Origin of the sequence: Roseomonas indoligenes (assembly GCF_017813365.1) — a bacterium.
GTDB lineage: Bacteria > Pseudomonadota > Alphaproteobacteria > Acetobacterales > Acetobacteraceae > Roseomonas > Roseomonas indoligenes.
Genome location: NZ_JAGIZA010000021.1, coordinates 1 through 25,958 on the forward strand (window position 1 = coordinate 1; position 25,958 = coordinate 25,958).

General features: G+C 66.9%; 16 protein-coding genes and 2 pseudogenes. 5 read left to right on the top strand and 13 right to left on the bottom strand.

What is annotated here, in order from left to right; genetic code table 11:
• Positions 1-133 precede the first annotated feature (133 nt).
• Positions 134-865, top strand: coding sequence for a nucleotidyl transferase AbiEii/AbiGii toxin family protein (locus J5Y10_RS23405; RefSeq protein WP_209376548.1), 732 nt, complete (start codon positions 134-136; stop codon positions 863-865).
• Here J5Y10_RS23405 and J5Y10_RS23410 read toward each other — a convergent pair.
• From J5Y10_RS23410 to J5Y10_RS23465, 12 genes are all read right to left on the bottom strand, one after another.
• Positions 848-3,157 carry an nSTAND3 domain-containing NTPase gene (locus tag J5Y10_RS23410; RefSeq protein WP_209376549.1) on the bottom strand — a complete coding sequence of 770 codons (2,310 nt, stop codon included), beginning with the start codon at positions 3,155-3,157 and terminating at the stop codon, positions 848-850. The two genes, J5Y10_RS23405 and J5Y10_RS23410, sit on opposite strands and share 18 nt — an antisense overlap.
• A 359-nt stretch (positions 3,158-3,516) precedes the next feature.
• Positions 3,517-5,973: a DNA topoisomerase (ATP-hydrolyzing) subunit B gene (gene gyrB, locus J5Y10_RS23415; protein WP_209376550.1), complete on the bottom strand. Its 2,457-nt coding sequence runs from the start codon at positions 5,971-5,973 to the stop codon at positions 3,517-3,519.
• Positions 5,974-6,123: 150 nt separating this feature from the next.
• Positions 6,124-7,269 carry a DNA replication/repair protein RecF gene (recF, locus tag J5Y10_RS23420; protein ID WP_342453001.1) on the bottom strand — a complete coding sequence of 382 codons (1,146 nt, stop codon included), beginning with the start codon at positions 7,267-7,269 and terminating at the stop codon, positions 6,124-6,126.
• 643 nt (positions 7,270-7,912) lie between these two features.
• Entirely contained in the window at positions 7,913-9,604 is a 1,692-nt protein-coding gene (locus J5Y10_RS23425; protein WP_209376552.1) for an AAA family ATPase, read from the bottom strand.
• Positions 9,605-9,655: 51 nt separating this feature from the next.
• On the bottom strand, positions 9,656-10,723 hold the full coding sequence (locus J5Y10_RS23430; RefSeq protein ID WP_209376553.1) for a dsDNA nuclease domain-containing protein: 1,068 nt from the start codon (positions 10,721-10,723) through the stop codon (positions 9,656-9,658).
• A 465-nt stretch (positions 10,724-11,188) separates the two neighbouring features.
• Positions 11,189-11,407, bottom strand: coding sequence for a hypothetical protein (locus tag J5Y10_RS23435; protein ID WP_209376554.1), 219 nt, complete (start codon positions 11,405-11,407; stop codon positions 11,189-11,191).
• Between the two features lie 69 nt (positions 11,408-11,476).
• Positions 11,477-11,704, bottom strand: a complete 228-nt coding sequence (locus tag J5Y10_RS23440) for a hypothetical protein (protein ID WP_209376555.1) — start codon at positions 11,702-11,704, stop codon at positions 11,477-11,479.
• Between the two features lie 41 nt (positions 11,705-11,745).
• Entirely contained in the window at positions 11,746-12,108 is a 363-nt protein-coding gene (locus tag J5Y10_RS23445) for a GCG_CRPN prefix-to-repeats domain-containing protein (RefSeq protein WP_209376556.1), read from the bottom strand.
• A 59-nt stretch (positions 12,109-12,167) separates the two neighbouring features.
• Positions 12,168-12,638: a cupin domain-containing protein gene (locus J5Y10_RS23450; protein ID WP_209376557.1), complete on the bottom strand. Its 471-nt coding sequence runs from the start codon at positions 12,636-12,638 to the stop codon at positions 12,168-12,170.
• A gap of 34 nt (positions 12,639-12,672) precedes the next feature.
• Positions 12,673-12,918, bottom strand: coding sequence for a hypothetical protein (locus J5Y10_RS23455; protein WP_209376558.1), 246 nt, complete (start codon positions 12,916-12,918; stop codon positions 12,673-12,675).
• Between the two features lie 464 nt (positions 12,919-13,382).
• Entirely contained in the window at positions 13,383-16,250 is a 2,868-nt protein-coding gene (locus J5Y10_RS23460) for a winged helix-turn-helix domain-containing protein (protein WP_209376559.1), read from the bottom strand.
• A gap of 852 nt (positions 16,251-17,102) precedes the next feature.
• On the bottom strand, positions 17,103-17,261 hold the full coding sequence (locus J5Y10_RS23465; RefSeq protein ID WP_209376560.1) for a hypothetical protein: 159 nt from the start codon (positions 17,259-17,261) through the stop codon (positions 17,103-17,105).
• On the opposite strand from J5Y10_RS23465, the gene J5Y10_RS23470 reads away from it, so the two are divergent.
• The 3 genes and pseudogenes from J5Y10_RS23470 (at position 17,251) to J5Y10_RS28830 (ending at position 23,827) form a co-directional block, all read left to right on the top strand.
• Positions 17,251-23,331 (top strand): autotransporter outer membrane beta-barrel domain-containing protein, encoded by a 6,081-nt coding sequence (locus J5Y10_RS23470; protein ID WP_209376561.1) that lies wholly within the window; start codon positions 17,251-17,253, stop codon positions 23,329-23,331. The genes J5Y10_RS23465 and J5Y10_RS23470 overlap by 11 nt on opposite strands.
• A 69-nt stretch (positions 23,332-23,400) precedes the next feature.
• A pseudogene (locus J5Y10_RS28825) lies at positions 23,401-23,568 on the top strand (FAD-dependent oxidoreductase); the annotation flags it as partial.
• Positions 23,569-23,605: 37 nt separating this feature from the next.
• Positions 23,606-23,827: a thioredoxin domain-containing protein gene (locus tag J5Y10_RS28830; protein ID WP_342453003.1), complete on the top strand. Its 222-nt coding sequence runs from the start codon at positions 23,606-23,608 to the stop codon at positions 23,825-23,827.
• A 26-nt stretch (positions 23,828-23,853) separates the two neighbouring features.
• Here the strand turns inward: J5Y10_RS28830 and J5Y10_RS23480 are convergent, their stop codons facing one another.
• Positions 23,854-24,726, bottom strand: a complete 873-nt coding sequence (locus tag J5Y10_RS23480) for an NmrA family NAD(P)-binding protein (RefSeq protein WP_209376562.1) — start codon at positions 24,724-24,726, stop codon at positions 23,854-23,856.
• Between the two features lie 373 nt (positions 24,727-25,099).
• Here J5Y10_RS23480 and J5Y10_RS28145 point away from each other — a divergent pair.
• Positions 25,100-25,903: pseudogene (locus J5Y10_RS28145) on the top strand (alpha/beta fold hydrolase).
• The last annotated feature ends 55 nt before the right edge of the window (positions 25,904-25,958 follow it).

Genomic DNA, 25,958 nt, shown 5'->3' on the forward strand with positions numbered 1-25,958 from the left:
GACCAGCATCCCGACCCAGGCTCCCGATCATCCCGGGAACCACCGTGAACCCCGCCGTCAGAGGGGTCCCGTTTGGACGCCGATCACCCCTCCAACAGGGTCCCTATTCCACGCCGATCCACAGCTCGGTGTGATGCACCGCCCTACACGCGGCATCGACCTGCTCGATCTGGAGCGACGCTCGGCCGAGGAGGTCGTGGCCACGCTCCATGACGCTCTCGGGTCCTGCCGGGAGGAGCTGGCGATGGACTGGTCCGCGATGCGGATCCGAACCAGGGCCGAGAGGAGGTCACCTCTTCACCGGGTCTGCATACCTGCCCGGATCGGACGGCACCGCCTGTACCTGAGGATAGCCGTCATGGCGGCGCGCCACCCCCTTCCCGAGATGGAGTTCCGGCCCTTCCGCGTGGACGGCGCGAGTTGCTCGCCGGTCTGGGTGGCCTGCTGCACGGCCGAGGAAATCGTCGCGGAGAAGCTAGCGCTGCTCGTGACCTACGGACCCGACCACACGCGTGTGCAGGACATCCTGGACATCTGGCTGCTCCTGCGCCGGATCCGGCTCGACTGGCCTGCGCTGTCCGAGGCAATGGTCGGCGTCTTCCAGGGCCGCGATGCCGCCCAGATGGTTATCCGCGGCGACGGCTACTGCGAGCGGGCCTTCGACCCGGAGAGGCTCGACGTCGCCATCATGAACCGGTGGGATGCCCTGGTGCGGTCCGCCAGCGTGCAGGATTTTCCTGTCTCGCTGCCCGACGCCCTGATCGGGATCTGGCAGGCGCTCGGCCCTCTGCTCCTAGACCTCCGGCAGCGAGGTGACCGGCCATGTCGCGGCGTAGCGAGGGCAGCATCACGCGTCGGGGCGTAGGGCGCCGAACATGTTCCTGACCTCGGTTAGGGCACCATCCTTGCTGACAGGAGGACTTGGCGACCAGGTCGAGGTGGGCCGTTGCTCGTCAACACGTTCGTTGTCGCGGAGACCCTGGATCCGGCTCTGGACCGCGGATCTCTCGTCGTCGAGTTCCCTGCCAGCCCATGCTTCGATCTCGCTGAGGCGACTGTCCATGAGGTCGAGATCTCCCTCGTCGTCGATCTGACCGATCTCCTGGTCGAGGAAGTCCTTCAGGTAGGCGTCGAACGCCTGCTGCAAGGCGGCGGTCTCGATTTCGCCCAGGGGGACCCGGCTGCGCTCGCAGTGCATCGCGAAGGCATGGAAGCCGTCCAGGGATCGCGGCTCGTCGGCAATCTGCTGGATCAGACGCGACCGTAACGCACTGGAGAAGGGTGACCAGAACGGCGCATTGGCTTCCATGACGTCCAGGGCCGCCAGCATCTCCTCATAGGCAGGACTAAACCGTTTCCAGCGCTCCTCCGTGAGCGGGAGAAACCCTCCTGCGATACCGCGCAGCCTCGTCGAGGATGTTTTGGAAGCCATCCTGATGATCTCCAGGAACCTGCCTTCCCAGGTGATCGCCTTGGACACGTCGACTCCGATGGCAGCGGGTCCACCCCTGTCGGCCTTGTCGGCCAGCCCCCAGGTCCGCTCCACGGCATCCTCCAGCAGACCGGGCTGCCGCGCGAGGTAGCCCAGCAGACGGCCGCCCCGATCCCCGGCGGCCAAGCGCCAGATGCCCAGCACCGTCCGGAAGCGCTGCGCGGCAGTCAGGAGATCCCGGGCGTGCTCGGGATGGGCACAGAGCGTCTCGTCGAAGAAGTCCCGGACGGAGGGGTTCACGAAGGTCGCCCTGCCGTCGATGAACGAGAGGAAGCCTCCCTCCAGCTCGGCCAGCGCCTTCTGCCAGTCCTCTGCTGAGCTGGTGAAGTTGTACCGGGCCGACCTGTGGCGATGCAGTGGCTCCCAGGCCTCTTCGAGATAAGGAAGGGAAGCTGAACCGCCGAGTGAGTAGAGAGAAAGAAGGATACCGCGACCAGCCTCGGATATCTGATTCTCGAATGCAGGCTGCCAGATAAGGGCAGGCTGGTCGAGGACGGCCGCCACTGTCGCTCGATATCCCCCCGCCGCTGAATGCCGGATATTCCTGAACTGTGACATCCACTCGATCAGGCGCGGATTGAAGTTGGGATGCTGGAGGACGTCGAGGTAGAATTCGTCGGCCAGCAGCTCGTCCTTATGTTCCTGCCGCAGATCTCCGAAATAGACGTGGTTGAAGAGAATGCGCCCACGCTCGAGCAGGGGATAGTCGCCCACTTTCAGAACGCATCGGATCAGCTTCATCAGCCCGTTTTCTCGCCGAAGACGCTCGGAAGCTTGCATGGCCTGCTGCAGCAGGTGCTCGCGCGTGGTTAGCACGAAACGGGTATTCGGGGTCCGGCCAGCTAGTTCGACAAATTCGAGTATCGCCTCGTCCTGTCGACGGCCGACCAGATCGGAACGTGGACCGAGCATGGTCTGACCAAGAAAGTCGTCGAAATAGAATATCTGCTTCTTCCCGCTCGAGAAGAACTTCCTGGCCTCGCTCATGTCGGAACGGATCACGACAGGCTCGAAATCCTTTTCCAGATGGGCGAGCAGGAGCATGTCCGCCAGCGTCGTTTTTCCGACACCGGGGACGCCGGAGATAATCACTGATCCCTCGTTTTCGAGAATGCCCAGAGCGCGGCCATAGGCAGCATTCTGAACGTACAGGGACAGCTTCCGATAAATGCGTTCTACTTCGAGCTGGGTCTGCAGACGCTCAGCGGCATGGAATACGCGCTCCATGACTGGCGTGCTCGTCAGCCAGAGCTTGGGTGTATTCGTCTCCACAGTAGGATGACGGGCCAGAAGGTTCTCGATATCTCCGGCACCGATTATGTCCAGGTCGTCGATAACATAAGGATGCAGGTCAGCTCGGATATCCCGCTTGTTCCCTGGACTGAGCGGAACGGAGGTGAAGAGCACGTAGCGATCTGGCGCCAGCGGCCGGAGCTTCTCGATCTCCGTCTTGGTCAAATGCCGCCGGAGAGCTTCCAGCCCGGACCCCGCGTAGTGCTTGCACTGGATGATCGTCGCGGTGCCGTGCGGGCGGGAGTAACGGAGGTCTATTCCCTGGTCACGGCCTGCCTTGAAGACCTCGAGGCGCTGGCCCCACTCGGCCTGGAGGAGATCCCGGGCAAGGGTCTCGAAGTCGATCGGGGACAACCGGGTGAGATCGTACACGCCCCGTTCGCTCCAGTCCTGAAAGACCTCGAACCACGCTCATTTCACCTGTCGCGGGAAGAAGTAAGCCTTCCAAGGCTTATAGTAGTCGCCCCATAAGTCCAGCACGCCCTAAGTTCTTCTAGATCCACCCGTGCCAGACATCATGTATATACCCCCAAAAGTGAGGAATAATCGTGGCTATCCGGGAGAATTCTCCGGGTCCTGGCGTGACCACTAGACTAACCCTGCAGCTACATTGACTTCGTATTGGCTCGAAGAAGTAGATGAAGCTGACGCCCACACTTGGGTAGCGGGCGCCAGTTCATGGACAGATTATCCTGCCGTTGGACAAACTACGCTGGACGCTCACATCCCCGTCACACGTCCAGGTTCGCCACCTTCAGCGCATTGCCCACGATGAAGTCGCGGCGCGGCTCCACCACGTCGCCCATCAGGGTGGAGAAGACGCGGCCGGCATCGTCGGCGTCCTCCACGGCCACGCGCAGAAGCGTCCGCACCTCCGGGTCCAGCGTGGTCTTCCAGAGCTGGTCGGGATTCATCTCGCCCAGTCCCTTGAAGCGCTGCACGGCCAGTCCCTTGCGGCCCTGTGCCAGAATGCGGTCCAGCGCCACCATCGGGCCGCGCACCTCCTGCCGCTGCGCCTCGAACTGCAGCGTGGCCGGCGCGCTGAAATCGGCGGACAGCGCCTCGCGCCGCTCCTCCAGCCAGCGCGCCTCGGCGGAGCGCAGCGCCACCGGATCCAGGTGGTGGCTCTCCCGCACGCCGCGCACGTCGCGGAACACGCGCATTCCGTCCGCGTCCAGCGTAGCCTTCCAGGTGCGCTCGGTCGGCGCCGCCAGGGCGTTCAGCCGCTCCACCAGGCGCGGCGCGGCCTCCAGGTGCGGCTCCGCTCCCAGGGCGCCGGCCACGGCGGCCTGTTCCACGATCTCCGCCGGCACGTTGTTCGCCAGGCGCCGGATGCGGCGGGCGGCGTTGCGCAGGTCGTCAACCGCCGCGCGCAGCTCCTCGCCGGCCACCTCGCGCCCGTCGGCGTAGATCAGGCGCGCGCCGCTGAGCGCCTTCTCCAGCAGGTACTCCTCCAGCGCGCGGTCGTCCTTCAGATATCGCTCCTCGTTGCCGCGCTTGGCGCGATAGAGGGGCGGCTGCGCGATGTAGAGATAGCCGCGCTCGATCAGCTCCGGCATCTGCCGGAAGAAGAAGGTCAGCAGCAGCGTGCGGATGTGGGAACCGTCCACGTCCGCGTCCGTCATGATGATCACGCGGTGGTAGCGCAGCTTGTCCGGGTCGAAGAACGGCATGTTCGGCCGGTCCGGATCGCGCGTGCCGATGCCGGCGCCGAGCGCGGTGATCAGCGTGCCCACCTCGGCGGAGGACAGCATCTTGTCCATCCGCGCGCGCTCCACGTTCAGGATCTTGCCCTTCAGCGGCAGGATGGCCTGGTTGGCGCGGTTGCGGCCCTGCTTGGCGGAGCCGCCTGCAGAGTCACCCTCGACGAGGAAGAGCTCGGACTTGCCGGGATCCTTCTCCTGGCAGTCCGCCAGCTTGCCGGGCAGTGTGGAGATGTCGAGGGCGTTCTTGCGCCCCACCTTCTCCCGCGCCGCCTGGGCCGCCTTCCGCGCCACGGCGGAGAGCACGACCTGCTCCAGGACGAGCTTCGACTCCTTCGGATGCGTCTCGAACCAGTGGCTCAGCGCGTCCGCCACGGCGGTGTGCACCACCGGCTGCACCTCGGAGGAGACGAGCTTGTCCTTCGTCTGGCTGCTGAACTTCGGGTCCGGCACCTTCACGGAGAGGATGCAGGACAGGCCCTCCCGCATGTCGTCACCGGCGAGCTCCACCTTTTCCTTCTTCGCGAGGTCGGCGGCGTACTTCGTCACCACGCGCGTCAGCGCCTGGCGGAAGCCCGCCTGGTGCGTGCCGCCGTCGCGCTGCGGGATGTTGTTGGTGAAGCACAGCGTCCGCTCGCGGGGCGAGCGGTTCCACCACATCGCCATCTCCACCTTGATGCCGTTCACCTCCTTGGAAGCGAAGGACACGGGCGGCTTGAAAAGCGGATCCTCGGCGGCATCCATCCACTCGACGAAGGCGACGAGGCCGCCCTCATAGTGGAAGTCCGCCTCCTGCACGGGCGTGTGGCGCTCGTCGCGCAGATGGATCTTCAGCCCGGAATTGAGGAAGGCCAGCTCGCGCAGGCGCTTCTCCAGGATGGCGAACTCGAACTCGGTCTTCGTGAAGGTCCCGGAGGAAGGCTTGAAGGTCACCTCCGTGCCGGCGGCGTGATCGCTCGGGCCGACCACCTCCAGCGACTGCACCGTCTCGCCGTGCTCGAAGCGGATCAGGTGCTCCTTGCCGCCGCGCCAGATGCGGACATGCATCCACTCCGACAGTGCGTTCACCACCGCCGCGCCCACGCCGTGCAGGCCGCCGGAGACCTTGTAGGAGTTCTGGTTGAACTTGCCGCCGGCGTGCAGCCGCGTCAGCACCACCTCGGCGGCGGAAACGCCCTCCTCCGCGTGGATGTCGGTCGGGATGCCGCGGCCGTTGTCGGTCACGGTGACGCTGCCGTCGCCGTTCAGCACCACCACGCAGGTATCGGCATGGCCGGCCTGCGCCTCGTCCACCGCGTTGTCGATGATCTCGAAGGCCATGTGGTGCAGGCCGGAGCCGTCATCGGTGTCGCCGATATACATGCCCGGACGCTTGCGGACGGCCTCCAGACCGCGCAGGACGGTGATGGAGGCGCTGTCATAGGCGCCGTCGGCGCCGGCGGCGGCGACCTCGGCTTCCTTCGTGGCGCGGGCGGATTCGGTCATGCGGATCGGGGACCTCTCGGGCCGCGCGAAACGGTTGCGCGGCGTGCGGAATCATCTTTCCGCAATATAAGGATTCCGCGCGCGCGAAGCCATGGGCAGGGGCATCCGGGGCCGAGAAAAACGCCGGAAAACAGGGCCCGAACCGGGCTTCTAGCCCGCCATCACGCCTTCAGGCCCGATCGAGAAGGATTCCGCCACCCCGTCCAGGGAAGCGAAGACCCCGGGCTCCGTCCCCGTCAGGAAGCTCTGCGCCGGCAGGGCTGTCAGGGCCGCGAAGAGCGCCTCCCGCCGGGTCGCGTCCAGATGGGCCGCGATCTCGTCCAGCAGCAGCAGCGGCGCGAAGCCCCGGGCGGAGGCGATGAGGGCGGAATGGGCCAGCACGGTGGAGATGAGCAGCGCCTTCTGCTCCCCCGTGGAGCACAGCTCTGCCGGCACCCCCTTGGGCAGGTGGGAGAGGCGGAGGTCGCAGCGGTGCGGCCCGGCGACGGCCAGCCCGGCGGCGGCATCGCGCCCCCGGCGGGCCGCCAGCGCCTCCCGCAGCCCGTCCTCCACGGCCAGGGCGGACCCCCTCTCCAGCGCCGCCGCCGTCTCGCACTCCAGGGCGCAGAGCGCGGCCGGGAAGGCCCCCGCCACGCCCTCGGCCAGGGCAGCGTTCAGGCGGCCGATGAGGGACCGCCTGGCGGCCGTGAGAGCGACGCCGTGGCGGGCCATGGCGTCCTCCAGCCCGTCCAGCCAAGCCGGGTCCACGCGCCGCCCCTCGCGCCCGTCGGAGAGCAGGCGGTTGCGCTGCGCCATGGCGTTCTCATAGGCCGAGACCTCCCGCGCATGGTTCGGGTCCAACGCCCAGACCAGCCGGTCCAGGAAGCGCCGGCGGCCGGAGGCCGCCTCCTGGAACAGCCGGTCCATTTGCGGCGTCAGCCAGACGGCCGCCACCAGCCGGCCCAGCTCCGACTGGGTCTTCACCGGCTCGTTGTCCAGGCGGAAGGCGCGCTTCTCCGGCGATCCCCCATGCGCGGTGCCGGTGCCGAGGTCGAATGTCCCCTCCGGCCCCTCGAAGCGGCCGGAGACGGCCCAGGGCAGGCCCTCCTCCCCCACGCGCCGGCCGAGATCAGCGATCCGGGCGCTCCGCAACCCGCGCCCGGGGCCGAGCAGGGAGATCGCCTCCAGCAGGTTCGTCTTGCCAGACCCGTTCTCCCCCGCAATCACCACGACCCCCGCCGAGAAGCGCAGAGAAGCGTTCGCGTGGTTCCGGAAGTCCTGAAGCTGCAGGCGGGTGAGGCTGAGGGAGGGGGTCACGTCGGGTCCGGGGCCATCCTGGCAGCACTGAGGCAGGGCGCCGCGGGAATCAGGGGCAGTGCCGGCAAAGGGAACGGGGCCGGGCGAGGGTTGTCCCGCCCGACCCCGCATCCCCCGGGAAAGATGGCGCCGGGTGGCGCCGCATCAAGCGGCGCGGGATCAGACCCGAAAACCGCACCGTAGCCGTCAACAGCCGCAAAAAGCCGCGACGATCCAACCATGTCCGCTCCACTACCAGCCCCGCCTGTAAACGCAAAGACTGTAAACGACCCGCTCCGAGCATGGGGCTCTGCCCCCGCCGCGCAGGCGCGGCTCCCCCAGGATACAAGGCTCAAAAGCACGAATAATTCTTCCGAGAGCGTACAAAAACGGGGTAGGATAGACGTTGCGGACCCCAGGGATGGATAGGCCGCGCTCGAAAGCAGCGGAGCGCCGTTGGCGGGGCTGGCGGCGCTTCCTGCTTGTGACTGGTCTCCTGGCAGCACTTGGACCTACCGCACCAAGAGGTCCAAGAGGTGTCGGTCAGCTGCTGCTCGAGTCCTTATACTATGTGTGCGGTTGGCTTGGGCCATTGCGTGCGGGCAGCCAGCAGCTGTGTAGCCGTTCGGTTCCAACTCGGCGATCCAACCGCAACCTTCTAAGCTCACATTTTCGCAAGTAGCGGATCTAAGATCCGGTAAACCTCATCGTATTCACTAGCAAGTAGAGCTGAACTCTTACCTTCTAGCGTTACAACTTTGCAGTCATCCACAACAACCCCGTGCAAAGATATAGTGCCAATGATGGATTGGCCTCCATTCGGTCGATTTGCGACGACCTTCTGAATGATCGCCGGAGCGTTTCTCGTGTCTTGTTCTTGTTGAACAGGGCTATCGATGACCAAAGGTGCCACGAATGCACTTGTATACTTTTGGATTGTGTCAGCAAGTGCCAAGACGTATGCAAGCATTAGCCGAGGCTGCTCGCTACCTGTGTCCATGACCTTGCCTGTAATCTTAGAAATCGCGTCCAAGTCAGGGTCCGATATATTCAGCTGCCGGACGTACTCATGCATTAGCGCCGCATAGTAATCTTGAATCTTTTTCTTCAGCTCTTTGTCTTCAAGATCCTTCAGGCCCCTCTTGGTCGCAGCAATTTTCCCATAAAATTCCCCCATGTTCGCTTCGAGTTCTTTGATTTGGTCATCAAAAGTTTTAGCTGCGATCTGCCGTCCTTCGTTCTGAATCACTTCTTTTAAAGTAACGTCTCCTTGTCGAGTGTCCAAAAGCTTTTCAATTTCTACGATGCTTTCGTCAGTAGAAGCGATCGCTTCCTGACAGCTTTGTGTGCGCGCAACAAGCATTTCGATTTTCCGCTTAGACATGCTGAGAAATTCAAAACACTCCTCGCGATCCGCCAGTATAGAGAAGCGATTTGAGAAGTCATTCTGATGACGTGTGCCACAGGTCGGGCAAGGTATTTCACTACGTTCGTCGGCCGCGGCCCACTCAGCATCTAAAGCAAGTTCAGCGGCCGCAGCTTGCACTATGGCAAATTGTTGATCGATCGCAACTCTTTCATCTAAAATATCCCCTAGCTCCCTAGCCCGACTTTTACGAAGGTCCCGGAGTGACTTCATCTTCATCAGCAATTTCTCTATCGAGGCTTCATGCTCTGCCCCGGTGAACTCCAAAGCGGTAAAATTCACATCCAACTTCAGCCTTTCGAGAATTGTTCGGGCCACCTTGTGGTCGCGCTCCAGTTCTTTCACAGCAATGTCTAATTGCTTTTTTTCGGCATCTAATTCGTAGTAGCGATTCGGTCTAATTCCAGTATGAAACTCGATGACTTTTTTCTTGAAATCCGAATACTGAGTGAGATGGTCGAACGACGTTAAGGGCTTGTTCCACCCGCCATCTTGGTCCACGTAATAAGGCAGGAAGGCATATGCTGGCGGCGGCGTCTCTGCAGCTCCGGTATTTCTATTCGCCATCAATAAGCCGAAGTCCAACATCTGTGCGAAGAACGGCGCAAGCTCTTTGGTGAAAGCTGCCGTGGATATTAGGCGCTCGCCATCCTCAGCAAAAACCGCAATTCGAGAATTATTCCTAACCGCCCTGTATCGTTTTTCGTCCACCAGGAAAACCAGCGATCCCTTCACGTTCAGTTTAATCCATCTCGGATTAACCACAATCGGCGACGCACCCAGAATCCAATAAAGGCTCTTAATTATCGAGGATTTTCCGACGCCGTTTGTTCCCGTTATTATCGTGCATCGCGGATGGAATTCGACTACTCTCCCCTTCTTTTCGGTCAGAGAAAGTAATTCCAGCCTTTCGAATCTCAAGGTCTTCATATTGTCTTGTTCTCAAATTTCTGATTAAGAGAAGAAAGCGACGGGCCTCTTTCATTTTTTGTATTCGTAAAGGATGATAGCCTTAACGAGGTAATCGGATGCGTTTGGCTTCCAGCCTTTCACGAGGTCTTCCACGAGGGGCACAGCAGACGAGAGACCTGAAGCCAAGTTCTCGGCCGCATCTAGAACAGGTTCCACCGCCCTTTTGACCTCGCTCGTAAATTGCATGGTTGCCGCGTTCCAACGCCGCATTCGCTCCGGCAAGTAAGAACGCCATTCACGCTCGATCTTAACATCCTCAGCGTGAGGAAAATTCAGCTGGCGCGATATCGTCTCCCAGCTTGGGTGATGGGTGTATTCATGAGTTAATCTGTTTAGCCAACCCGTCATTTGATGACTCGTTAGAAACTTTGACGCTTTCAGCGCCGCAAAATCCTGGACATCGGACAAAGATTTCGAGCGTTTCCGTCCCTCATTCGCTAGATAGATCGTGAAAGCTGATGCTGCGGCTTCAGGTGCCGAATGTCGGTTCAAGAACCCTGCCATTTTACCCGTTAGGGTATCTTCGTAGGATCCCAAATCGAGCCTACACCTATCAAAATAGAAATACTTCATATGCAATTGATCGTTAAAGTTTACACATTCTTTCTGAAGAGTGACTTTGAATTTATCCACCAAGTCCTTGGTGGCGCTCGAGAATGCACGTTCGCCGAATTCTTCAGTCAGTTCGGGCAGTGGTTGATTACTGACGAGGACTAGTTTCGAAACAGAATGTCCGAAACGAGAGACGTTGTCGAACATCCTGCCCACATATGATGCCTTAAGAGTTTTGTTGATGCCCTTACCTTTTGCTTCTCTAAACAATATATCGGCAAACGTCCACTTGCCAGTTTGCAGCGTCTTTACCTGATAAAACGTGGCCGCGTTCGGATTATCGGCATCATCCAGTTCGACGATGTCATCATGGAATTCAAATGCTACGGCATAATTTGATGCATTGTCGTGGAGCCTGAGAACGTTAGCTATTCCCCAAGCAGTCTGAAAGTCAAATCTGTCCAAAGCGGTTCGGCCACCATTCTCTCGCTCTGGCGCAGAAAGAAGGTCGTTGATTATCGTCAAGTCGCACCTTCTTCCAAATGCGAATCGTCGTCGCCGTTCGGTTGATGATACATCCTATGACCTAGTGCAGGTCGTGTCAGCGCCTCCCCAGCGGCTTCATGACTGCCCTAAGAGCTTCAGAGCGGTCTATGCATCGGGAGGGTGATTTCAGAGCGGGTGATCTTGCAGGCTGTCAGGGGTGCATAGGCGGCGAATTTGGCTTCTGAAGCGGCGATGGTGGCGTGCTGACTTCCGATCTCGCCCCGTCCACGGGCGCAGCTGGCCGATGGCAGACAGGCCGCATTCGGGATAGCAGTGTCGAGAAGCAAACACATGGTGGCCATGTCTACGGCCATGTGGTCTTACCGGCGAGACCTCCTGGAACCCGATTGGGAATGAGGCTGCGTTCCTGGCCCTGGCCCCATCTTCGAAATCGCAGAGCGCATATCGGCGCGGCGGGGGGCTGCCGCGCCGATCGCCGCCATGTCAGCCCTCCTCGTCGAAGAGCCAGAGCTGCGCGCTTGGCTGGTTGGGGCCGCCCGTGTCATCCATGCCCAGGAAGGCCGGGACGGGGCGGCGCTGCGCCTCGCTGAGGGAGTTGGCCAGCGGCTTGGCGGTGCTGACGAAGCGGCGCAGTTCGCGGGCCCGGGTCTCCTCGGCATCCGCAATGCCGCTCAACAGGTCGAGGAAATGGGTGGGTGCCACAGCCGAGGTGCTCCGGGCGCGGTGCTCGGCGGCGCCCCGCACGATGTCGCGGATGGCGGCCTCGACCGCCTACCAAAGCCGCTCCTGCTCCGGCGTCAGTTCCATCACCGTCCGGATCGCGGCCAAGCGGGCGTTCAGCACGGCGCGGGCATCGGCCTCGGTGAAGGCCAGGTACTGCGGCCCCTGCTGCACGGCCGGGGCGGAGGGAGCTGCCGGCGCAGGCTGCGCATGCACGGCGGCCATGGGAACGACGGCCATGAGGGTGGTGGCCATCGAGGTGAGACGCAGAGCTTTCATCGGGATATCTCCTGTTCGTTCGGGTTCAGAGGATTCCGGAGCTACCGCCAGCCACCGCCGGGCAGCGCGCCGTGGTAGGGCGTGTCGCGGCAATGGCCCCAGGGGCCGCGCCAGAAGCCGGGTGGGCAGCCATTCCCGCCGTAGTAAACCGGCGGCGGAGGCGGCGCGTAGAAGTAGCCCGGGCCGGGACCGCGGCAGCCGCCCCAGGACCCGCGCCAGCGACCGGGGCCGCAGCCCTCGGCGACGGGGATGATCGGTGACGCGACACCGGGGCTCGGAGGCGCGAACACGGCCTCGGTCAGTAGTGGCGCTGCTGAAAGCAACGGCGCGCTCTGGCCGTTCGCCATTGCGGGAGCGGTGCTGGCGATCGCCACAGCGGCGATGATGCCGAGAAGGGTTATCAAGGCACAGATCCTCTCTTGGAGAACATGGTTGAGTGGTGCGGGTGCGTCGGCTTCAGCCGTCAGTCGGGGCGGATGGGCGGGCCCAGGAGCTCGAAGCCCCAGTACTCCTCGAAGGTGGCCAGGACGGCCGGATCGGCTGTGCCGCCGCGCATGACGCCGGCGAACTCCGTGTAAAAGCCTGCGGCGTCGAGCCCCGGCATGATCAGGACGAGCTGGCTGGCCGGGCTGTCCGTGACGTTGAGGAAGCGGTGCTCCGCCCCGCCGGGGATGCAGACCAGGTCACCCGTCGATGCGTCGAAACGCTTCCCGTCCACCTCGAAGAGGAAGCTGCCGCCGGTGATGCGGTGGACTTCCGTCTCGGGGTGGCGGTGCAGCGGCAGACCCGAGCCTGCGGCGTAGACGGTCTCAATGACCGTCAGCCGCCCGTCGTTCCCCCGCGCCGAGAGCCGGATCCTTAGGTCCAGCCCGATCTCGGGAATGCGGATTGGCTCGCCGCCAGCCGTGTCGTGCAGGAAGTCAAACTCTGTCACGTCGTCTCTCCTCCTGCACGGGGGCTGGCGCGCGTCAGCGGAAGGACTGCTTGGCCGTCTCGATCTCGGCGAGTGCGCCACGGATCAGGCGCTCGGCCTCGGCCTTGTGGCCGCCGAAGCGGTTCGGGGCGCGGTTGAGGGATTCCAGCGCGCCGCGCAGCTGCGCCTCGGCGTCGTTCAGGTTGGGCCAGGGCTCCTGGGCGACGGCGCAGCCCGTGAGTGCGGCCAGCCCGGTCAGGGCAGCGGCGGAAGCGAGGGAGAGAGAGCCTCTGCGGGTCATGGTCCGAGTTCCTCTTGTCGTCTGCATCGTTGACGCGCCCTGTGCAGCGCGCCGCCTGCGTTCCGGCGTTGATGTCCGGCGGAGCGAGGCGGCGCAGCCCTTAGGTCGCGGACCAAGATGTAGATGGAGGTCCGGAATGAAGTCCTGAGTGAAGCCTGAAACCTCTCCGAATTTCTGCTCGAGATGGCCGAAAATCCGATCGGAAGCTGAAGATATGCCGGTGTCCCGAAGGCGGCATCTCCCCCAAGCACGATCGGGCAACAACGAGGAAAGGCGGCTCACCTGCTCAGATGCCGCGTCGGCTGGTGGTCAGGTTCGAGATATAGAAGGGTGGCTCGCTGCTGAAGCCAAGACCGAGGCCACGATCCCAGCGACACGAAGACGCCGCAAGGGCGGCACCGATCCCATTACCTGCTCATAGTGACGCAAGCTGGACGGATGTGCCCCCCTGGGCGGATCCCGGCTCAGGACGTGGACGTGCAGGCATCCAGCAGACCACCCGCCCTCGCCGTGGCCTCAAGTCGTACTGCCATCTCGAAGGCCTGCTGGTGTCGGTCCCGGTCTTCCAGCTTTCGCATGAACCAGAAGATCGGATCCGTGCCGTTCACCCAGCCGGGACGTAGCCGGGCGACCTCGCGCAACGCCTTCCGCGCCTCCTCGATGTCACCGGCCTCTATCGCGGCGACCACCATGGTTCTGAGACAGAGCTCGTAGTCAGGCAGGCGGGCGGCACAGAGGCGGAGTTCGGCCAGCGCCTCTTCAGGCTGCCCGCGCAGGAGCAGCGCGCGCCCGAGCACCGCGTGCACGACCGGAGGACAGTGCGGGTCCCAGGCGATCATCTGCCGAAGGCCCACCTCCGCCTCCTCGGGAAAGCCCGCCGCCGCCAGGATGGACCCGCCCGTCATGCGCACCGCGTCATCAGCGACTTGGTCGGTCCGCAGGGCAAGGCGCGCCGAGGCGACGGCCTCGCCCCATTGCTCCCGCAAGGCGAGGCACAGGGAGAGGGCCGCGAGACCGAGCGGGGAGTCCGGCTCCAACTCGACGGCAAGGCGCGCCAGGCGGACGGCCTCATGCAGCCCCTCGCCATCCTCCCCGTCAGGCCACCCTTGCACCGTCGGACGCGAGATCGCGAAGACATGCCAGGCGCGAGCGGGTGCATAACCAGGGTCAACGGCGGCCGCCCTGACGAACAGGTCGCGCGACGCCCTGGTGTCCGCCGGGGTGCTCCGGTTGTAGACCTCCCTGCCAAGCAGCGTGAGTTCGCGGGCGGTCAGCTGCTCCATCGGCTTCTGGCGCGCCCGGCGCAGGCTCCGTCGCCCGACCTGCAGGTTCACCGCGGTGGCCAGCAAGGCGGCGCTCTCGGCGGGCAGCCCGCCCGGTTGAGCCAGCGGCCAGTCCAATCGCTGGGCCCAGAAGGCCGCGCCGGTGGCCACCTCCTCCAGCCGCAGAACGGCGTGGACTCGGTCGCCAGAGACATACGCGTCACCCCGCAACGCGTAGTCCTGGCTAGCCCGGTTATATGCCTCTCCGACGACGCACAAATCCTCGTAGCGGACCAGCTCAGCCATAAGGCCCAAGGTCAGCGTGGAAGCGGTGCGGGCCGCGGAGGCATCGTCAGGCGCAGCTTGCAGCGGGTGCATAACCAGCGTGTCCCGCCGGAGGTCGGCCAGAGACCGGGCGCCCTCGGGCGGGGGAGGCGGCGCGGCAGGTTTGGGAGGAGTGGGGACTTGGTCCTGCTCAGCCTGCGGTGAAGCCGCCGACGACGTCATCGACTGCTTATCCGCGGCACCCGCCAGCTCGGACGCGCGCCGGTAAGCTGCCACGAAGCGCTCCACATCCTCGTCGCGGCGAAAGAACCAGTACCCAGTGTGGTTCCGGGGCACCCAGCCCGGCTTGATGCGAGAGAACTCGCGTCGCGCCGCCAAGGCTTCCGCAACCCGTCCGCTTTCTACGGCTGCCACCAGCAGGGAATCATAGGTCGCCGCGTAGTCGGGCAGGCGCGACGCGCACCAGCGCAGCGGCGACAAGGCATTCTCCACCTTTCCGGACATCAGCAGCGCCCGGCCGAGGATCCCTTGGGTGGTGGGCGGGCAGAGCGGGTCGAGGCTGATGGTCTCCTGAGCCACGACCACGGCCTCCTCAGGATGCCCGGCGGCCGCCAGCACCTCGCAGCAGGTGTTGCGGGCCGAGGCGAAGGCGGGCACCGCCGACGACAGGGCCGCGCGCGCCGCGTCCACAGCGCCTTCCCATTGCTGGTGCAGCACGAGCGAGAAGGCGAGGCGCGAGAGGCAGAGCGGCGAGTCCGGCTGGAGCTGAACGGCCTTCCGGGCGAGACGAAGAGACTCGTCCCGCGCCGCCTGCCCGCCGGGACTGCCCCAGCCATGGGTGATGGACCGGTGCACGGTGTAAGCCTGCCAGGCGTAAGCTGTCGCGTAGTCCGGGTCGGCCGCGATCGCCAGGGCGAACATCTCCTTCGCCACCAGCGTGTCGGCTTCGGTGCCGCGCTGGTGATGTTCACGGCCGACGAGGCAGAGCTCGCGCGCCGACCGCTCGGCCACCGGCTTTCGGCGCGCGAGGGAGAGGCTGTGCCGCTCCACTTGCTGCTCGAGATGGGCGGCGAGGGCCAGCAGCGCCGGCTCCGGCAGCCCTCGCGGCTCGTCCCGTGGCCGGTCCAGCCGCTCCGCCCAGAGCACGGCTTCCGACGCGGCGTCCTCAAGCCGCAGGGTGACCCGCAGATCCGTACCGGCAGCCCGCACCTCGCCCCTGACCCGATACCCTTCCGCCGCCATTCCGTCCCGGGCTGGCAGGATGCGGAGCCCCTCTAAGCGGGCGAAGAAGGCCATCATGTCGGTGACCAGGGTGTCCGCCAGGAGGATGGCCGCTTGGTTCCCGTCGGGTGCCTCGAAACGGTGAACCGCAACCAAGGCCTGACGCTGCGCCACGATGTCCTGCTCGGGCTCAGCACCAGGAACTGCTTTCCGCCGAATGTCCGGACGGGGCGCCGCATCCTGCCGGACCTCCGCCGTTAGCACGTATCCCCTCTTGGGTATGGTTCGCAGGACGTGCGCGGCCCTGTCACCAAAGGCACGACGGAGATCGCTGATGCACTGGGTCAGGGAGTCGTCCGTCACCACCACGCCCGGCCACAGTGTTTCCATGAGTTCGTCACGGCCAAGCAGGCGGCCGGGGTTGTCTAACAGGTGCTGGAGCAACGCGAAGGGCTTGGGACGCAGACGCAGCTCGGCCCCGTCCGGGCCTAGGAGGGCGCCGCGTGCGGGGTCGAGGCAGAACGCGTCGAAGTGGTATGCCCCGGAGCCCTCGCGCGGTGCCATGATGTCCTCTCAGAAATGCAACCCGATCTTAATACGATCTTTTTCCGAAACCAGCTTCAACTCGTCACAGCATCTGCCTTTCGAGGTTTGGATTTCGCAACTCGGTGAGGATAGGGCTCTCAGGCCGTTCGCCCGGGACGCAGGGCGGGGAGACAGCGAAGCAGCGTCCTCTTGCTGTTCAGGTAACCGAGCTCCTCGCATCGTGCCGAGCGCGCTGACGATGATGGCCTTGAGTGTCACTTCGCTCGGCTCCGCGCCTCGGCGGCGTCGCGGGACGCCTTGCGATGGCGGATCTCGACCGCATTTCACCAGGACTTGGGTCATGCCGTGACCTGGCCCGCCGGGGCGCCGCGAGAAGCACCCCCGGCATCGACCGTGTCGTCCTTCTCTTCCGGTACCGGAGCTGACGGGTGAGCCGGTTCAGCAAAAGGACGGGTGGCCGTGCTCGCTCAGGAATCGGGACCTGCCTGCGCCGCAGGAGCCGGTGCCCTCGCACCCAAAGGCGCGGGGCGATCCCAGCGACCGTGCCCACTCCAACCAGGCCGAAGCAGGTGGCCTGACGTTCGAGCGGGTGGACAGAACTGTGACAGGATGGGCGCCCTCCAGCTCCCATGACGTCACGGGCCGCCTCTGCCGCCCGTCATGCCCCTCCCGGACAGCTCCAACGGAGCCCTGGCCACTCTTGGACTTCAGCGCCCCCGATCCGAAAAAAAAGCTGAACGAAGCGTCGGAAGGTGATCGGCAATTCTTGAGAGGCTTCTCGGGACGTCCGGCGGCGCGAGCGGCGATACCGGGTTCCACATCCAGCCAGGAACCCCGTGCCGTGCACTCCTCCACCCACAAGGCTTCCCCTCAGAACAGTTCCGCGCCCGCCACCGTTGCAGCACCGCGCGGGGCCTCGCCGTGCCCCGGAGCACCCCGGCGGGTCTCGCCATCCGCCTCGTCCCGAGCGAAGCTGCTTGCCTCCAGCTCCGGCACGGCGCTCGCGGCCGTCGCCGCGGTGCCGCTCATCCTGCTCTCCGTTTCGGGGGAGGCCAGGGCCGACGCCTGCGCCGCCTTTGAAGGCTATGCCTGCTACTACGTCGTGCAGCCAGCCCCGGCCCCGGACAATCAGAACCCCGGCGCGCCCGGCACCCCCGTCGAGGCGGCGAACGTGGACATCCCCGTCGCCGCATTCCCGGCCGGTGAAGTCGTGGTCCAGACCACCGGGGGCCAGGGCGGGACGGGTTGGACCTACACGGGCCTCGATCACTCGGGGGCCAACGGCGGCCGGGGCGGCGACGGCAACACCCTCACCGTCACGATGCAGCCCGGCACCTCGACCAGCGGGAACACCGTGATCCAGGCCGATGGCGGCGCCGGCGGCGTCGGCGGCTACAGCGGCCATCAGGGGACGGCGACCACCTCCGGCGACGGCGGGACGGCCGGCACCGTCGTGGCGGGCACGCGGGATGCGCCGATGGTCGGGGCGCTCAACAACCCGAACACGGCGCAGACGTGGGTTCCGAACACCGGGGTTCAGCCCTCGGTGGGGCTCCTCGCCAACGCCTCGGGCGGCGCCGGCGCCGGCGGGACTAGCGGCAACGCCAGCGGCTCCAACAACGATGGCGGCGATGCCGGCAACGGTGGCAACAGCAGCAGCGGCGGCGTGAGCGTCGTCTTCGGGGGCAGCGCCAGCGGTACCCAGGGCGGCATCCTCGCGCTTTCGCAGGGCGGCAACGGCGGCGACGGTGGCGGGGCTTACGGCGAGGTTGGCGACCAGGCCGGTAACGGAGGCAACGGCGGCACGGGCGGCCCCGTTTCCGTCGTCCTCGCGCAGGGTGGTTCGGCGAGCAGCACCGGCACCGGCCCCGCCATCGCCGCGCAGTCCTTCGGCGGCCAGGGCGGCCTGGGCGGCTCGGGCCACGGCAACGGCGGCAGCGACGGCAACGGCGGCAAAGCGGGCACGGGCGCCGATGCGGGAAGCGTCTACGTCGAGAACTGGGGACGCGTCATCACCAACAGTGCGGACTCCCCCGGCGTCCTCGCGCAGTCCTTCGGCGGCGCGGGGGGCACGGGCGGCCAGGGCGGTGGCTGGGGCGCTAGCGGCGGCAATGGCGGCACCGGCGGCAACGGCGGCTCCGTCGGGTTCGTCGGCGCAGCGGTCTCCTCCATCACCACGACCGGGACCAACTCCCCCGGCATCCTGGCGCAGAGCATCGGCGGCGGCGGCGGAAACGGCGGCGACGCGAACGGCTGGCAGGCCGTCGGCGGCGACGGCGCGGGGGCGGGCAACGGCGCCGACGTCTCCATCGAGAAGTCCAACAGCGGCGCCGGCTCTAGCCCCATCGTGACCTCCGGCGAGCGCTCGACCGGCATCCTGGCGCAGAGCATCGGCGGCGGCGGCGGCAACGGCGGCAACGCGCGTGCCACCAGCCCGCTGGAAGGCTTCCTGAATATCGTCGTCGGCGGCTCGGGCGCCGGCGGCGGCGCCGGCGGCTCCGTGGACGTGACGAGCACGGGCAGCATCGCGACCTCCGGCCTGCACTCCTCCGGCATCGTGTTGCAGTCCATTGGCGGCGGCGGCGGCAACGGCGGCGCAGCCTATTCCCGGGTCACCTCCATCATCGGTGGCGCCTCGGTGTCGGTCGGCGGCAACGGCGGCGGCGGTGGGGACGGCGGCCCGGTCGGCCAGATCGCCACACTCCCCACGAGCACGGGCCAGATCGTGACCACGGGGGCGAACTCCCACGGCATCGTCGGCCAGAGCATCGGCGGCGGCGGCGGCAATGGCGGCGCCTCCGGGGCGACCGCCACCGTCTACGGTGTCCCGACCGACACGTTCCCCATCCCGACCGTCTCGGTCGCGGTCTCCATCGGCGGCTCTGGCGGGAACGGAGGGAACGGCAACAGCGTCACGCTCCAGAACACCGGCCTCATCTCGACCGCGGGCGGCGGCTCGGTCGGCATCGCGGGGCAGAGTGTCGGCGGCGGTGGCGGCACGGGCGGCGACGCCTCGGCGACCTCCACGGCCAAGGGGGGCGACGACTCGCCGTTCAGCGTCTCCACCTCCGTCGCCCTCGGTGGCAGCGGCGGCGGCGGCGGCGCGGGCGGCGCGGTCACCATCACCAACAGCGGCATGATCTTCACGCGCGGCGAGGCGGCGGACGCGGTGCTGGCGCAGAGCATCGGCGGCGGCGGCGGCAATGGCGGGACGGGCGACGCCTCGGCCCGGAGCTCCGGCGACGGCGCGAACATCTCCTCCACCGTCGCGCTCGGCGGCACGGGCGGCAGCGGCGGCAATGGCGGCCCGGTCACCGTGACCAACGGCGGGGCCGTCCTGACCCTCGGCGACGGGGCGATGGGTATCCTGGCGCAGTCGGTCGGCGGCGGCGGCGGGCGCGGCGGCGGCGCGGCCGGGACGAGCAACGGCCAGTTCACCGCGAGCGTCTCGGTCGGCGGCAACGGGGCAATCGGCGGCAGCACAACCCAGCCGAACGGCGCCAACTCAGTGGCGGTGACGAACGGCGGCACGCTCGTGACTTTCGGGGCCGACGCGCCGGGCATCGTGGCGCAGAGCGTCGGCGGCGGTGGCGGGCTCGGCGGCAAGTCGGCCAGCACGCTCGGCAACCGGACCAACACCGGCGACGGCGGCAACGGCGCGAGCGGCTCCGTCAACGGCGCCACGACCTCCCTCAACAACGCCTTCGTGACGGGCGGCGAGGGCGCGGTGAACCAGTACAACTCGGTCTCCGGCCTCATCGGGGTGGCCAACTCGGCGCTCGGCAACGTCACGGCGACGCGCCGGCTGGGCGACGATCCGGCGGGCGGCGTCCAAGACCTGGAGAACCTCGGCGAGTCCGGCGGCGAGAGCGGCGACAACAGCTCCTCCACCAAGATCACCGTCCACGTGAACGTGGGGGGGCGGGGCGGCGCCGCCGGGAATGCGGGCAACGTGACTGTCATCAACACGGGCTCCATCGGCACGATCGGGCCGATGTCGGACGGCATCATGGCGCAGGCGATTGGCGGCGGCGGCGGCCGGGGCGGCGCGGCCGTCTCCTCCATCACGGGCGGCAAGGTCAACGAGGACGACCAGCAGGGCAACGTGCCGATCAGTGTCGGCGGCCGGGGTGGCCACGGCGGCAACGCGGGGGACGTCACCGTTAACAACAACGGGAGCGTCACGACGATCGGGGCCCAGTCCCTCGGCATCGTGGCGCAGAGCATCGCGGGCGGCGGCGGCATCGCCGGGACCTCGGCCGCAAGGGTCCAAGGCAGCAACGCCGACAATACCTCCGTGCTCAACCTGCCGATCGCGATTGGCGCGGATGGCGGCGGTGGCGGAACCTCCAGCACGGTAACGGTGACCAACACCGGCACCATCACCACGCGGAGCCACGACGCCATCGGCATCCTCGCTCAGGGTATCTCGGGTGGCGGCGGCATCCTCCGCACCCGGTCCAGCGACGCCTCGGACAACAACGGCGGCGGCGCGGTCGCCACGGGCGGCAGCTACGGCATCAACCTCACCTTCGGTGGCAACAACTGCGGCACTGTCTGCTCCGGCGACCCGAGCAAGGAAACGCAGCCGGGCACCGCGGGCGCCGTGGTCGTGAACCACAGCGGCACCATCACCACCGGCTCCGTCTCACCAAGCGGCGTCCGCTTCGGCAGCAACGCCTACGGCATCCTGGCGCAGAGCATCGGCGGCGGCGGCGGCGTGGTGCTCGGCGGCACGCCGAACAACGCGGCCAACCCGTTCGGGATCGGCGCGATGACCGGCAACGCGGGCGCCGTGACCGTGACCCTCGGCGATCCCTCCATCACCGCCGGCTCCGCGGGCAGCATCATGACCTACGGGCAGGGCGCGATTGCGGTGCTGGCGCAAAGCATCGGCGGCGGCGGCGGGCTGGCCGGCGACACCGGGCTGACCGCCCAGCGCGCGGGCTTCCAGCCCTACCCCGCCCACTTCGGTAGCGGCGGGCCGGTTCTGGTCGGGGTAGGCCAAACCTCCACGCTGGCCACCGATGCCGGCAACACGCCCGTCATCTTCGCGCAGAGCATCGGCGGAGGCGGCGGGCGGGTGACGAGCAACGGCTACGGCGCCAATGACGGCACAGCGGGCGGCTTCGGCACCGGCGGCACCGTGACGGTCAACGTCGGCGGCCGGGTCCTGGCGAACGGCGCCGCCTCGCCCGGCATCTTCGCCGAGAGCGTCGGCCGGCCCACGCCAGCCACCAATACCACACCCGCCAACCCGACTGGCGGCTCCGCCGTGCGGATCAACGTCCTGCCGAACGCCACCGTGCAGGGCGGGCGGGACTACAACACGGGCGACGGCTACAACGCCGGCATCTACATCGTCGGCGGCAGCACCATCCAAGACCCCTCGAGCCAGCTCAACAACAACGTCAACAACCAGGGCACGATCACGTCGCTCGGCACGACAGCCATCTACGGCACCGGCGGTTGGACCAGCGTGTACAACCAGCCCGGCGGCGTCATCACCGGCAGCGTCGACCTCGACAATGGCGGCGGGGGCGGTGCCTGCCCCAATGGCGGCTGCGGGGTGACGGGAGGCATGGTCGACAACGCGGCCGGCGCGACGATCAACACGGGCCCGGTCATGCGGCTCGGCGCGGCGGGGACGTTGAGCAACTCAGGGACGCTGAGCATTGGCGGCGCGGGTCAGATGGCGACGACGGCGATGACGGGCAACCTGGTGCAGTCTGGGACGGGTCGGCTGGTGCTGGACACGAACCACGCCACAGGCGCCTCTGACCGGATCGACGTCCAGGGCAGCGTGCGCCTGGGTGGCACGCTGGAGCTGCACTCCGCGGCGGTGGCGAACCGCGCTGTCACGGTGCTGACTGCGACGGACGGCGTGACGGTGGACCCGGGCCTTACCTCGACCCGGACGCACCTCTTCGCCTTCGATGCCCAGCAGGCGGGCAACAGCCTGCTGATCCAGCCTCGGGCCGAGTTCACGGGCCAGGCGGCAGGGCTCGGGGCCAACCAGCGGGCCGTCGCCTCCCACCTGCAGGAGCTGTGGAACGGCGGCGCCAGCATGGACGCGGGCTTCACGGCGCTCGCCGGGGTCCGGAACGGGGCGAGCTACGGCCAGGCTTTGAGCAGCCTCTCCGGGCAGACGGTCGGGGCCATCTCGGCCTCGCGTTTCGCCAGCAGCCGCGACTTCACCAGCAACATGCTGAACGACTGCGCCACCTTCGCAGGCGCCGGCATCAACCAGGACGAGGCGAGCTGCGGCTGGGCGCGCGCCTTCGGCAGCACGGCCACCCAGGACAGCACGGGGGGCGCGCTCGGCTACAAGGCAACCTCCTGGACGATGCAGACGGGCGGGCAGGTGCAGATCGCGCCGGGCTGGTTCGTGGGCGGCTCCATCGCCTACCAGAGCAGCGTGTTCCGGGGCGACGCGGGCTCTTCCAAGGTCAGCGGCGACAGCGTGCTCGTCGGCGGCCTACTCCGCTACCAAGCCGGCCCCTGGCAGGTCTCCGGCGCCATCGACGCCGGCTACGGCTGGTACGAGAGCCAGCGCTCGGTGACGGTCGGCAACTTCACGGGCACGGCCCGGGGCAAGCCGGACGCCTGGCATGTCGGCGCCCACACGCGCCTGGCCTACCAAGTACCGTTCGGGGGTGAGGCGGGTGGCTGGTACGTACAGCCGAGGGTGGACCTGCACCTGAACTACGTCCGCAGTGGTGGCTACACCGAGAGCGGGGCGGCACCCTTCAACCTCGCCGTGGACTCCCGGGGTGCGACGACCTTCACCGCGGTTCCGGCGGTGGAAGTGGGCGGGCGCCTTCGGCTAGGCGACAGGATGGTGCTGCGGCCCTTCGCCAGCGCCGGCATCGAGCTGAACGCGAATGGGGACTGGGCCGCCACCGCTCGCCTCGCTGGCCAGCCGGCCAGCCGCGGCTTCCGGGCCAGCACCCCGATCCCGGACGTGCTGGGCAAGTTCACCCTCGGTGCAGAGCTGCTCACCACCGCCAACTGGGACCTGCGGGTCCAGTACAGCGCTGAGGTCGGGGACGGGTACACCTCCCACACCGGCCTTGCCCGCGTAGCCTACCGGTTCTGACGGGAGTGGCGGGCAGTGGGGATCGCTTCCCCCTGCCCGTCGACCAGCATCCACTCAGGGGAAACCCTGATGTCACCCACCCTCATCGTCGGCGCCGGGCCGGTCGGCCTGACCATGGCCGCCGAGCTGGCGCGCTACGGCCTTCCCGTCTGCATCATCGACCGCAGCCCGCATCCGGCCGAGACATCGCGCGCTGTCGTCATCTGGAGCCGGACACTCGAGTTGCTGGAGCGGATGGGCTGCGCCGCGCTTCGTGCTGTAAGCCGAGGACGAGGTGCGCGGGGCGGCCCTGGTCGCGCGCTTTCCGGCCCTGCTGGAGCGGCAGCCACGCAGGCCGCCCGCGGCCGGCCGCCTTCTCGTCGTGCGGCCGGACGGCTATGTCGGCCTCACCGCGCCGGCCCATACCTGGGACGAGGTGGAGACCTATCTGCGGCGCATAGAGGGTGTTACGGACCTAACCGGCGGTTGTAGAAGGATAGGAACGCGGTCTGCCTGAAGTACTGGGTTCGACCCGAAGCGGTCCTAGGTTCCAGGCGTGCCCAGCCTGCTGACCAGCTCTGTGATGTACGTGGCCAACGCAACGGCCCCCCGCTCCGGGGCGCCGGGAAGGTCGCACGCGCCATCCACGCTGACCGCCGTCATCCCGGCATAGGACCGGGCGGCCGCCTCGGAGAAGCCCAGGGCACGGAAGCTGCCGATCCACCCCTCGCGCGGTGTTACGGCGACCGCCACCGGCCGGCCCAACGCCGCGGCGAAGGCGTCCGCCACGTCCTGAGGGCTGTACCGCTCCGGCCCCTCCACATGGCGAATACCCGTCCCTCCGGGCGGTTCGAGAAGGCGTCGCGCCGCCGCCCGACCGAGATCGTCGGGGGACACCATCGGGAGGCGCAGCTCGGCGGGGAACAGGCTGGGCAGGGTGCCGCCGCGCGCCGCGTCCAGCAGGGCATCCCAATTGCTCATATAGTAGGCCCCCCGTTGGATCACAGCCGGGATGGTCTGGGCCGCGAGGGCCTGCTCGAACTCGAACAGCACGCCGAGGTCGCCGACCTCCTCCCCGGGCCGGGCGCAGTAGGTGGAGGCCGCCACGACTCCCTCCAGCCCCGAGCCGTCCAGGGCGGCGACGATGCTCGCGGCCGTGCGGCGCTCCTCCCGGTCTGTGTCCGTGGACGGTGCGGCGGGAGGGTTCAGCAGGAAGGCACGCCGGCCGCGTCGGAGCACGTCCCGGAGCCGATCCGCGTCACCGACATCGATCGGGGCGGCCTCCGCGCCCTGCTGGCGCCAGGAGGCAGCCTTGTCCTCGCTCCGGGTCACCACCATCACGCTCTCCCCGGCCTCGATCAGCGTCCGCGCGACGGTGGAGCCGACATGCCCGGTCGCGCCCAGAACGATGATCATCGTGTCTCCCTTCGCAGGACAGTCTCCGAACTCAACGGATCGCTCTCGGTTGAGAGTCCGCTCATCATCCATTGCGGCGCCTAGCCTCATCCACGAGCACAACTGCCGGTTAGGTCCGTAACACCCTCTGGTTCGGAGCCAGCCCATTACGGGAGCGCCGGACGGCGCGACAGCCTACCGCGTCCTCCACCGCTCGACGGGGCTGCGGGACGAGCCAATCCTGGTCTCCGGCGTCGTCGTGGTGCCGAGCGGCCCGGCACCGGAGGGCGGGCGCCCAGTCATCGCCTGGGCCCACCCGACCACCGGCGTGGTCCCGCGCTGCGCCCCATCCCTGGCCTTCATCCGGTTCTGGAGCATTCAGGGCCTGCGGGAGATGCTGGACCGCGGCTTCGTCGTCACCGCCACGGACTACCCCGGCCTCGGCACCGAAGGACCCCACCCCTACCTTGTCGGCAAGAGCGAGGGACGGGCGGTAATCGACAGCGTCCGCGCCGCGCGCGCCCTGCCCGGGGCGCAGGCAGGGTCCAGCTACGCGGTCTGGGGCCATTCTCAGGGCGGCCAGGCCGCACTCTTCACGGGGCTCTTGGCAAAGACTTATGGGCCGGAGCTGCGGTTGGCGGGCGTTGCGGCCGCGGCGCCCGCGACCGATCTGGCCGCCCTGCTGGGAGACGACCTGGGCACCCCGGCCGGCAAGAACCTGACGGCGATGACGCTCTGGGCCTGGTAGCGGGTCTTCGGCGCACCCACTGACGAGGTCGTGGTACCTAGGGCCAATCCCGCCATGGAGCGGCTGGCGAGCGAGTGCATCGAGTCGATCTACGACCTGATTGCCCGCAAGGAGTCCGAGAAGCCGATGGAACAGGGCTTCCTGCGCGTGCCGGACCTCTCGACGGCTGAACCCTGGCGATCGCTGCTCCGGGCCAACACGCCGGGGACGCTGCGCCCGGGCATGCCGCTGCTGCTAGCCCAGGGCCAGGCGGACACCATCGTGCGGCCAGAGGTGACGCGCGCCTACATGGCGCAATCCTGCGCTGCCGGCGTGCCGGTGCAGATGCTCTCCTTGCCCGGCGTGGGGCATGGTTTCGCAGCTTACACCATAGCCGGAACTGCCGTGGCCTGGATGGCGGACCGTTTCGCAGGACTTCCCGCACCGAACGACTGCACTTCTCCGCATTGATCAAGCCGGCCGGCCGAGGGCGGCCCGGCCGCTCACAGGAGGGGCGCAGCAATCC